General features: G+C 63.9%; 13 protein-coding genes. 3 read left to right on the top strand and 10 right to left on the bottom strand.

Annotated features, from left to right (window positions below; translation table 11 throughout):
- Positions 1–5: 5 nt before the first annotated feature.
- Complete coding sequence (locus tag F0185_RS12080) at positions 6–287, bottom strand: RidA family protein (protein WP_167224731.1); 282 nt, start codon at positions 285–287, stop codon at positions 6–8.
- A 103-nt stretch (positions 288–390) separates the two neighbouring features.
- Here F0185_RS12080 and F0185_RS12085 point away from each other — a divergent pair, with 103 nt between their 5' ends.
- Both F0185_RS12085 and F0185_RS12090 read left to right on the top strand, forming a co-directional pair.
- Positions 391–1,104, top strand: coding sequence for a c-type cytochrome (locus tag F0185_RS12085; protein WP_167224652.1), 714 nt, complete (start codon positions 391–393; stop codon positions 1,102–1,104).
- Positions 1,105–1,119: 15 nt separating this feature from the next.
- Entirely contained in the window at positions 1,120–2,394 is a 1,275-nt protein-coding gene (locus F0185_RS12090) for a c-type cytochrome (RefSeq protein ID WP_167224654.1), read from the top strand.
- Between the two features lie 19 nt (positions 2,395–2,413).
- Here the strand turns inward: F0185_RS12090 and F0185_RS12095 are convergent, their stop codons facing one another.
- From F0185_RS12095 to F0185_RS12105, 3 genes are all read right to left on the bottom strand, one after another.
- Positions 2,414–3,556, bottom strand: coding sequence for a Kelch repeat-containing protein (locus F0185_RS12095; protein WP_167224656.1), 1,143 nt, complete (start codon positions 3,554–3,556; stop codon positions 2,414–2,416).
- A gap of 240 nt (positions 3,557–3,796) precedes the next feature.
- Entirely contained in the window at positions 3,797–4,045 is a 249-nt protein-coding gene (locus F0185_RS12100; RefSeq protein ID WP_167224658.1) for a hypothetical protein, read from the bottom strand.
- Positions 4,035–4,238, bottom strand: coding sequence for a YhfG family protein (locus F0185_RS12105; protein ID WP_167224660.1), 204 nt, complete (start codon positions 4,236–4,238; stop codon positions 4,035–4,037). Before F0185_RS12105 ends, F0185_RS12100 begins: the two co-directional genes overlap by 11 nt.
- Positions 4,239–4,309: 71 nt before the next feature.
- On the opposite strand from F0185_RS12105, the gene F0185_RS12110 reads away from it, so the two are divergent.
- Positions 4,310–4,684: a c-type cytochrome gene (locus F0185_RS12110; RefSeq protein WP_308623610.1), complete on the top strand. Its 375-nt coding sequence runs from the start codon at positions 4,310–4,312 to the stop codon at positions 4,682–4,684.
- Between the two features lie 73 nt (positions 4,685–4,757).
- Here F0185_RS12110 and F0185_RS12115 read toward each other — a convergent pair whose 3' ends face one another.
- The 6 genes from F0185_RS12115 to F0185_RS12135 form a co-directional block, all read right to left on the bottom strand.
- Complete coding sequence (locus F0185_RS12115; RefSeq protein WP_167224664.1) at positions 4,758–5,192, bottom strand: Imm70 family immunity protein; 435 nt, start codon at positions 5,190–5,192, stop codon at positions 4,758–4,760.
- 134 nt (positions 5,193–5,326) lie between these two features.
- Positions 5,327–5,509, bottom strand: a complete 183-nt coding sequence (locus tag F0185_RS35440) for a YhfG family protein (RefSeq protein WP_223164498.1) — start codon at positions 5,507–5,509, stop codon at positions 5,327–5,329.
- A 375-nt stretch (positions 5,510–5,884) separates the two neighbouring features.
- Positions 5,885–6,175: a hypothetical protein gene (locus tag F0185_RS34290; RefSeq protein ID WP_187362500.1), complete on the bottom strand. Its 291-nt coding sequence runs from the start codon at positions 6,173–6,175 to the stop codon at positions 5,885–5,887.
- Positions 6,176–6,378: 203 nt separating this feature from the next.
- Positions 6,379–7,533, bottom strand: a complete 1,155-nt coding sequence (locus F0185_RS12125) for a type IV pilus twitching motility protein PilT (protein ID WP_167224666.1) — start codon at positions 7,531–7,533, stop codon at positions 6,379–6,381.
- 111 nt (positions 7,534–7,644) lie between these two features.
- Entirely contained in the window at positions 7,645–8,826 is a 1,182-nt protein-coding gene (locus F0185_RS12130; protein ID WP_167224668.1) for an MFS transporter, read from the bottom strand.
- Positions 8,819–9,901 (bottom strand): 3-deoxy-7-phosphoheptulonate synthase, encoded by a 1,083-nt coding sequence (locus F0185_RS12135; RefSeq protein ID WP_167224670.1) that lies wholly within the window; start codon positions 9,899–9,901, stop codon positions 8,819–8,821. Before F0185_RS12135 ends, F0185_RS12130 begins: the two co-directional genes overlap by 8 nt.
- Positions 9,902–9,926 lie beyond the last annotated feature (25 nt).

Below are 9,926 nucleotides of genomic sequence, written 5' to 3' on the forward strand. Positions count from 1 at the left end.
CTCCCCTATTCCCGATCCCTGCCTCCTATCCATTCATCGCATACCCTTGCCAGCGCTTCAATTTCAATCAAGGTTGCCGGCGACGCCAGCGAGGCAACGCCGATCCCGGTCAGCGCCGGCCGCGATACGCCGAAGTATTTACTCATCATCGGCGCCAGGATTTCCATATGGTCGCCCAGTTCGCCGCGCACGTACACGCGCAGTTGCGGCACATTGGCGGCCGAGGAACCCGCCGCATCGAGCACCGTCAACAGGTTTTGCAAGGCGCTCTCGGCCTGCTCTGCGATATGTCTTCCGGCTGATCCGCTTTTTCGCCGCGCGCTGCACCTGTCGTGCCCTACCCCGACGCGCTATGATGCTGTCACCGGTCACCTTATCAGAGAATCATCCATGCGAAACACCCTCACCCGCGCACTCGTGCTTGGCGCGCTTGCGCTCGGCGCGCTCGCCGCGGCCCCGCTGCATGCGGCCGAGCGTCCCGCCGTGCTGCCGGACACCATGGCCCAGCGCCTGCTGGCCTGCGCCTCCTGCCATGCGAAAAAGGACGTCAACGACGCATACTTTCCGCGTATTTCCGGCAAGCCAGCCGGCTATCTGTACAACCAGCTGCTCAATTTCCGCGAAGGCCGCCGCCAGTATCCGCTGATGACCTACATGGTCGATCACCTGCCCGACGCTTACCTGCACGAGATCGCCGGACATTTCGCCGCCGAACACTTGCCGCCACCGCCGCCGCAAGCGACCCAGGCCACGCCCGCCGTGCTCGCGCGCGGCCGCCAACTGGCCCTGCAAGGCGATGCCGCCATCAAGGTGCCGGCCTGCATCGCCTGCCACGGCGACAAGCTGACCGGCGTGAGCCCGGCGATTCCCGGCCTGGCCGGCTTGCCGCGCGACTATATCAACGCCCAGTTCGGCGCCTGGCGCACCAAGACCCGCCGCGCCCACGAGCCCGACTGCATGGCCGTCATCACCGAACGCCTCAGCCTGGAAGACGTGAACGCCGTCTCGTCCTGGCTCGGCACCCAGCAGGTCGCGCCCGAGGCCCGCCCCGCCGCCGCCATCGCGCGCCCGCTGCCCATCAAGTGCGGCAGCGCCCCGGACTAAGCCAGGAATCGATTCATGAAAAAGAAATTACTCATCAGCCTCGCGGCGCTCACCGCCGTGCTTGGCGTGGCCATCGCCGTGGCCTGGCCGCGCAACGACTTCATCGCGTCCAAATCGCCGGCCGACTTCGCGCCGACCGCCCAGAATATCGCCCGCGGCGCCTACCTGGCCAAGGCTGGCGACTGCATGGCTTGCCACACCGTGCGCGGCGGGGCCGAATACGCCGGCGGGCGCGCGCTCGAGACGCCCTTCGGCAGCCTGGTCGCGCCGAATATCACCTCCGACCGCGAGACCGGCATCGGCGCCTGGAGCGCCGACGACTTCTGGAACGCTCTCCACAACGGCAAGTCGCGTGACGGCCGCCTGCTATATCCGGCCTTCCCGTACACCAACTACACTAAGGTCAGCCGCGCCGATGCGGATGCCCTGTACGCCTTCATGCAGAGTGTTCCCGCGCAAAAAGCGCCGAGCCAGCCGCATCGCCTGTCGTTCCCGTACAACCAGCAGATCATGCTGGCCGGCTGGCGCCTGCTGTACTTCAAGCCGGGCGAATACGTGCCGGTCGGCACCCAGAACGCCGAATGGAACCGCGGCGCCTACCTGGTCGAAGGCCTGGGCCACTGCGCCGCCTGCCACAGCACGCGCAACAGCTTCGGCGCCAGCGAAGAAGGCTTGTCGGGCGGACTGATTCCGATGATCGGCTGGTACGCGCCCTCGCTCACCTCCGATGCCGAGGCCGGCCTGGGCAGTTGGGAAGTGCCGCACATTGTCGACCTGCTCAAGACCGGCATCTCGCCGCGCGCCACCGTGTTCGGACCGATGGCCGAAGTGGTGCAGCGCAGCCTGCAGCACCTGGAGACCGACGACGTGACGGCGATGGCGGTGTACCTGAAGTCGCTGCCGGCCACGCCGGCGCCGGCGCTGGAGGCGTCAAACGATCCGCGCGTGATCACGGTGCTGGCGCAGGGCAAGAAACTATATGAAGCGAACTGCATCGAGTGCCACGGCGCCGACGGCAAAGGCTTGCCGCCGCACTATCCGCCGCTGGACGGCAACCGCGCGCTGACCATGAAGGAAGCGGTCAACCCGATCCGCATCGTGCTCAACGGTGGCTTTGCGCCGGGCACGGCCGGCAATCCACGGCCGTACGGCATGCCGCCGTACAGCCACCTGATGGACGATTATGAAGTCGCCGCCGTGGTGAGCTACCTGCGCAATAGCTGGAGCAACAAGGCGCCGCCGGTGACGGCCTCGGAGGTCAACAAGTACCGGGGCGTACCGCTCGATTGACGCCCATTCAGGCCGACCTCTACGGCCGTCCCGCATCGAAGCGCGCCGACAACACGTCGCGGTAATACACCCCGGCCGCATCGTTGCCGCCGATGACGAACAGGCGCCCGTCCACCTCCACCGCCCCCAGGCCGGCGCGCCCGTTGGGCAACTTGCCGGTGGGCGCGATACGCCAGCGGCCCAGTGCGTCCGGCAAGCTTTCGTTGCGCTGGACATAGTTATAGTTGATCCAGTTGGCGTAGGCCCCGGTGCCCGGCTGGCCGCCCACGGTCAGCAGCATCGGCGCCTGCGGCCCTTGCGGCGACGGCACGAACACCGAGGCGTGGCCGTACAAACCCGAGGTCAGGCGCGCGGGCGACGTTTGCCATGGCGCCAGGGTGCCGTCCGGACGCGGCGCCGTGACCTGCACGTCGTCGTACACATCATGCAAGTCCAGGTCGCCCCAGCCGCCGATCGTCACGATGTGCTTGCGCACCGCCAGCGCCTGCGGCGAACTGCGCCCGCCTTTGATGTGGAAGTTGGCGCTCTGCCAGGGACCGAGCGCGCAGTCGTTGCCAATTTTGGCGACCTCGACATTGTCCAGGTGCACCGTATCCGGTCCGGTCTGGGTCACCCCCGCCACCGCGTACAAAAACGTGCCCTGCTCGCCCGACATGGCCAGCAGGCTGTGGTTCGAACGCGGCGTTTTCAGGCGCGACGGGCTGGTGCTCCACGCCGACAGGCGGCCGTTGGCCTGGATGCGCGCGAACTGGACATCGTCGTAGTAATTGAGCGAGGTCGGCGTCGACGAGCTGCCGCCACCGAGGAACAGGCAGTTGCCGGCCTGCGCCAGCGCCGTCCCCGCGCGCGGCGTGGCAAAGGCGGGTTCGACGCTCCACGCGCCGAGGCGGCCGTTGGCCCCGACCCGCGACAGCAGCACACTGTTGTAGTAGGTCACCACCCCGGTCGACGCGGTGAACTGGTAGCCGCCGGCGACGTAGACATTCTTTCCGGCACTCGTGACCGCGTGATAGGTGCGCGCTTCCGGCAGCGATGGTTCCGGCTCGAACGGGCAAAAGGCGGGCGCGTCGGGCGGCATCCACGACTGGCGGCAGTCGCTGTGCTGGGCAAACGCGGCGGGGAAGATCAAAGCGGCGAGGAGGGGCGCGTACAGCGGTTTCATGGTCAGCTCCGGTTCGATTCCATGCCGGGATGCGCGCGAAGGCCTGGCGGGACGCCTGCTCCGCCGGCATGCATGCAGAAGCGAGCTGCGCATTAATTGGGAAGTCGATCCTTATGCTAGACCGCAGGGCATGCCGAAGTTTGCGCCAGATCAAACAAGGGCTTGAGAACCGTTGTGCGGGCGTTGGCGCGCATTGCTCAGATGGGAGTAAGCGTACGATTGAGCAGATCGATCAGCAAATCAAGCCGGCAATTGTATGCGGCGATCCCTGTTGTACAAATCCTGGAACAGATGGAAGTGAATTGCGCGCAGCGCCGCAAGGGAAAAATCGTCGAAGTCCGGGGTGAATTGTCCGATGCGGGCGTGACTCAGCTTGACTTCAGCGACTTCCAACGCATGCTCATCGGTGATGCCCAGCTTATTGATCAGTACGTTCGAATGTGGATAGCAATAGCAACCATCCCCGCCCGTGCCGTACTTACCGGCCATGTTGCTTCTTGACGGTCGCCGCGCCTGGTTCAACGACCGGGTGGCCGGCGTTTACCGGGGACGACACGAGGCTTTCGAATCGAAGGCTGGCGCCTACCGGGGGCGGCACCAGCCCTTCGAGCCGCAGGCTGGCGCGGTAATTTTCGAAACGTAATTTAAAGAAAATTTGTCGCTTTTTTTCATTCGTCACCATAGCCGAATCCCCCACGCTACAGGTGCACTGCTTACAAAAGAGTGTACCTGAAGGTCTTCTGTGCCACTTTGTTGACGCGCGCTAATAGCTGCTCCGTCACGGCCGGCCAGGTGCTGGCGCAGGGGAAGAAGCTGAACGAGGCGAACTACATCGCGTGCCACAGCGCCGACGGCAAAGGCTGGCCGCCGCACTATCCGCCGCTGGACGGCAACCGTACGCTGACCATGAAAGAAACCGTCAATCCGATCCGCATCGTGCTCAACGGTGGCTTTGCGCCGGGCACGGCCGGCAATCCACGGCCGAAAGGCATGCCGCCGTACAGCCACCTGATGGATGATTATGAAGTCGCCGCCGTGGTGAGCTACCTGCGCAATAGCTGGGGCAACAAGGCGCCACCGGTGACGGCCTCGGAGGTCAACAAGTATCGGGGCGTGCCGCTCGACTGAGGCATGCTGCAGGGTGGGCGCTGGCCCGCCCTGTTACCGTGACTGGCCGGGTTGGCCGCGCTCAAACGGGCACCTAAAATCGCGGAGCATCCTCGCATGAAATGATATCGAGCGTGCCGCCGAACTCCCTGAGTGATTCCAGATTCCCGATGACCTCGTCAACCAGATTCAAACCATTACTCGTGACATAGTAGTTCGCCATTGATGTCACATGGGGGCCGGCCACGCTACCCCACGGGGGTCTTTTGGCAAGGTCTTCTATATCCCACACCACATTGGCAGCGCTCAAGGACGCTAGCCCTGCCTTAATCTTTTGCATTTCCAGATACGCGGCATCTGCATTTTTGGCGGACACGCTGCCTTGGTAAAGGTCATGCATGATGAACGGAAAATTGGAGCCCCAGCGCCCGTTTTCGAGATGCACAGCTACGGTGGACAGCAGCGAGTGTAAGACACCGCCAGGGCCAATCTGCGTAATCACGCTGCCCTGTTTGAATGCAATCGCCATCGTTCCCTTAAAAAATTAACGCAAGCTTGACTTCAGCAACTTCCAACGCATGTTCATCGGTCATATCCAGCTTATTGATCGGTAGTTTGAACGTGGATAGCAATATCTATCGAGCATCCTCGCCCGTGCCGCACTTACCGCGCCGCGCCTGGCGCCACGACCGGCTGGCCGGCGCTTACCGGGGACGACACGAGGCTTTCGAACCGAAGGCTGGCGCCTACCGGGGGCGGCACGAGCCCTTCGAGCCGCAGGCTGGGGCGGTAATTTTCGAAACGTAATCTGAAGAAAATTTGTCGCTTTTTTTCATTCGTCAACATAGCCGACTCCCCCACGCTACACCTGCACTGTTTACAAAAATTGTACCTGACGGTGGTCGTCCTTACCACTTTGTTGAGGCACGCTAATAGCTGCTCCGTCACGGCCGGCCGGCGTCGAAACGTGCCTCCAGCACATCGAGGCAATACGCGCCGGACGCATCGTTGCCTTCGATAACAAACGGCCCTCCGTCCACATCCACCGCGCAATGCCAATCTTCAAGATGCCCTATCGTCGATGTTGACTAAATGGGGCGTTCTCCAGCTCTAAATTTTCATTCGTACTGCGTTCCCTTGCTTTTTATGCCTTCATGCTCCGCCTGATTTTCGCTATCGGTTTGACTTGACGCCACCTCGACGAAGCGAATATTTCCCCTGTCAACAGAGCGTTCTGATTCCGGAATTGTAAACATCCCACAGGGCATCTCTACCTACTTCATTGTCACCCATATCAAACGCTCGAAACGCCTCTTGCAACTTAATATCGATAAATTCCGTTTTCTCCAGGTCTTGTTTCAAATCTGGACGAATTGTCGACCACAGCGCCTTGATTTCAAAAATATTGCCTTCGTAAGTAACATATCCCCACTCCGGATATGAATCGGGCGCATACGTTGCGGCGCCACTAAGCTCTGCGGCGAAATCCAACAATTTTTCAGAAAGTGACATGACATTCCGCTCCTGCATTTAACGGCGTAAGAAAAGTCCGAAGTGATCTTCGAGGAACAGCGTTCATTGTCGTCGGGCGAACAATCACAAAGTCAACGGGTATAAGCGCAATCCATCTCGCGATCGTCAAGTCTGCCCACTTTGCCGGACCAGCGGCAAAATCTCTTGGCCGGCCCGCAAGGTGGCCAGCCCGAAAATCTGGCTTACGCCGCGTCCAGCATCCCGCTATAACACGCGTCCGCAAACCCGATCCGGTCGGTGGTCGCATTGCGCGCATCCTCGACGCTGATCTTCTTCTCGCGCAGCAGGTTCACCAGCGCCGTGTTCATCGAATGGCAGCCCGCGTTGAACTTGCCGGTGCCGCCATCCATCAGCGAGCGCACTTCGCCCACCCGGCCCGATTCGATCAAGCGCACCACTTCCGGATTCGAACTGAGACATTCGGTGGCCAGGTAATAGCGCTCCCCGCCCACCGACGGCAGCAAGGCCTGGCACAGCACGCCGCGCAAGGCGCTCGCCAGGGCCTGCGCCTGCGCGTCCGAATTGCCCAGCAGGCGCAGCATCTTCTGCAAACCCAGCTCGGTCGAACGCGCGTGCAGGGTGGCCAGCACCAGCGGTCCCGATTCGGCCAGCGCCAGCGCTTCCTGGGCGGTCTGGGCGTCGCGGATCTCGCCGATCACAATCACGTCCGGCCGCTCGCGCAACGCGTCCAGCGCGCCGAGGTAGTAGCTCTCCACGTCGCCATCAAAACCCACTTCGCGCTGGGTGATGATGCACTTGCGCTGAGGGATCAGGGTTTCGACCGGGTCTTCGATGGTGATGATGTGGCCCGAGCGCGTCTTGTTGATCTGGTCGATCATCGAGGCGATCGTAGTCGACTTGCCCTGGCAGGTGTCGCCGATGATCAGTACCAGGCCGCTGGTGAGCAGCGCAAAATCCTGCTCGGCGGCGCGCAGGCCCAGTTGATTGAGCGGCAGCGGTTCGCGCGGAAAGCGCCGCACCACGCAGCCGAGCCGCTTCTTGCCCTGGAAAGTAAAACAGTTGGCGCGGATGCGCGCCGTATGCAGGTCGATCGAACGGTCGAACGCGCGCACGGCGATGCGATCGGACCAATCGGGTTCGATCACTTCGAAGAACTCTTCCAGCTCCTCCTTGGTAATCGGCGAATCGGTCACCGCCACCAGCCCTTTCGGCTGGCGCAGCATCAGCGGACTATTCTGGTGAATGATGATGTCGCTGAAAATGAGCTTCGAATTGAGCAGGTGAAGAATCTGTTCGACCAGGGTGCCGAACACCGGATGGTCTTCATTCTCGACATAGGACAAGGTACGAATTTGCGAGGACTGGTGGTTTTCCATCTGGCTCTTGGCGTGATCAATAGTGCCGATAATTATAAGACCAGTCCCCGCAAAAAATTGCAATCCTGAAAGATAATTTTTCAAAATTGTCACATTGCAGCCCTTCCAGTGTCACTCCAGAGCAACAGCGCGGCGCGCACCGGCCAGGCGCGCCAGGCCGGCAGCGACTCCCACCGCGATCACGGCCGCCAACGCCGCCACCGGCGCCATGCCGGTCAGCCTGCCGTCGGCCGCTTCGCCCAGCTGCCAGCTGGTCACCAGCGCGGCCGCGCCGATGGCCACATCCTGCACCAGGCTTTGCAGCGACATGAAGCCGGCCCGCTCGTGCGGCGACGGCACCTGGCTGACGGTGGCCGCCATGGTCACGTTGCGCCCCGCGTTGCCGGCCATGAACAGCACGAAGAACAGGATCGGCAGCGTGGCGCCCGCGCCGAAAAACGGCGCCAGGCCGGCGCAGAAGGCGGTCGACGCCAGTGCTGCGGCCAGCACCGGCCCGGCGCGGTCGGCCAGGCGGCCGAGCAGCTGCACCGTGATCAGCGCCACCACGCCGCCGGCGAAATACAGCATGCCGAGCTGCGCGCGCGGAAAGCCCAGGTTCAGCAAAAAGTAGGCCGAAAAATGCGGGATCACCAAAAAGGCCGAAAACGCGCTGGCCCCTTGCAGCAGCATCGCCAGGCGCACCGTGGGCCGCGCCAGCAGGATGCGCGCCGAGACCTTTTCGCGCGCGTTCAGGTGCCCCTCCAATGCCGGCAGCAGGACCGCCATCGCCGCCAGCACCAGCGCCGCCAGCGCCGCCACCATATAGAACGGCGCCTGCCAGCCACCCATGCGCGCCAGCTCGAGGCCGAGCGGCACGCCGGCAATCGCCGCCAGCGAAAAGCCCAGCATCACCTTGGCCATCGCCTTGCCGCGCTGCTCGGGCGCCGTCATGTCGATCACGATCGCCATGCCGATTGCCACCGCCGGCCCGCCAAAGGCGCCCGTCAGCGCGCGCGCCACCATCAGCGCCGGCAAGCCGTGGCAAAAGGTCGTCGCCAGGGTCGCCAGCGCCAGCAAGCCAAAGGTGAGCAGCAGCGCCGGTTTACGGTCGAAGCGGTCCAGCAGCCGGAAGGTGATCAAGCCGGAGAGCGCCGACGCCAGCGTGTAGGCCGCCGCCAGCCAGCCCAGGCGATCGACCGCAAAGCCATGCTCGCGCGCCAGGTCGGGCCCGAGCGGCAACACCATCATGAAGTCGACCAGGTACACGAACTGCAGCGCCGCGACCAGCAGGATTGCGCGCGACTGCCTAGACATCGGCGCCTCCGCGACGGGCTGCCACGTCCGCGCGCAGGGCCGCGCGCGCGGCGCGCAGCATGGCCACCGTCTCGTCCCAGTCCACGCACGGATCGGTCACCGAGCAGCCATAGCGCAGGGCCGACAGTTCGGCGGGAATGGCCTGGTTGCCGGCCTCGATGAAACTCTCGATCATCACCCCGGCCACGCTGCGGTTGCCCGCCAGGCGCTGGCGCACCACGTCGGCCATCACGCCGGCCTGCAAGGTGTGGTTCTTGTTCGAGTTATCGTGCGCGCAATCGATCACGATGTTGGGCGGCTGGCCGCCCTTGTCCAGCGCCTGTTCGGCCAGCGCCACGCTGGCCGCATCGTAGTTCGGCCGCCCTCCTCCGCCGCGCAGTACCAGGTGACCGTACGGGTTGCCCGGCGTGCGGATCACCGCCGCGCGGCCATCGGCGTCGATGCCCAAAAAAGCATGCGGGTGCGAGCTCGATGCGATCGCGTTGACCGCCGTATCGACCTTGCCGTCGGTGCCGTTCTTGAAGCCCACCGGCATGCCCAGGCCCGACGCCATCTCGCGGTGCGTCTGCGACTCGGTGGTGCGCGCGCCGATCGCGGCCCAGCTGATCAACTCACCGACGTAATGCGGCGAGACCGGGTCGAGCGTCTCGGTCGCCGCCGGCAAACCCAGCTCGGCCACCTCGATCAGGAAGCGCCGCGCCAGCGCCAGGCCTTCATCGATGCGGAACGAGCCATCCATGCGCGGATCGTTGATCAGCCCTTTCCAGCCGACCCGCGTGCGCGGCTTTTCGAAGTACACGCGCATGACCACGAACAGCGTGTCGGCCACTTCCTCGGCCAGCGCCTTGAGCCGGCGCGCGTAATCGCGTCCCGCATGCAGGTCGTGGATCGAACAGGGGCCGACCACCACCATCAGGCGCGGATCGCGGCGGTCGAGAATATCGCGCACGCTCTGGCGCGCGGCGCCGATGAGCAGCGCGCCGGTATCGGACAGCGGCAGTTGCGCGCGCAATTCGGCGGGCGACGGCAACGGGCCGGGCGTGTCGTGCGACAGCGGGGACAGGTCGCGCTTCATGCGCGCTCGCCGCAGGCAGGGGCGT

It is taken from the genome of Massilia rubra, from assembly GCF_011682065.1.
Classification (GTDB): domain Bacteria; phylum Pseudomonadota; class Gammaproteobacteria; order Burkholderiales; family Burkholderiaceae_D; genus Telluria_A; species Telluria_A rubra.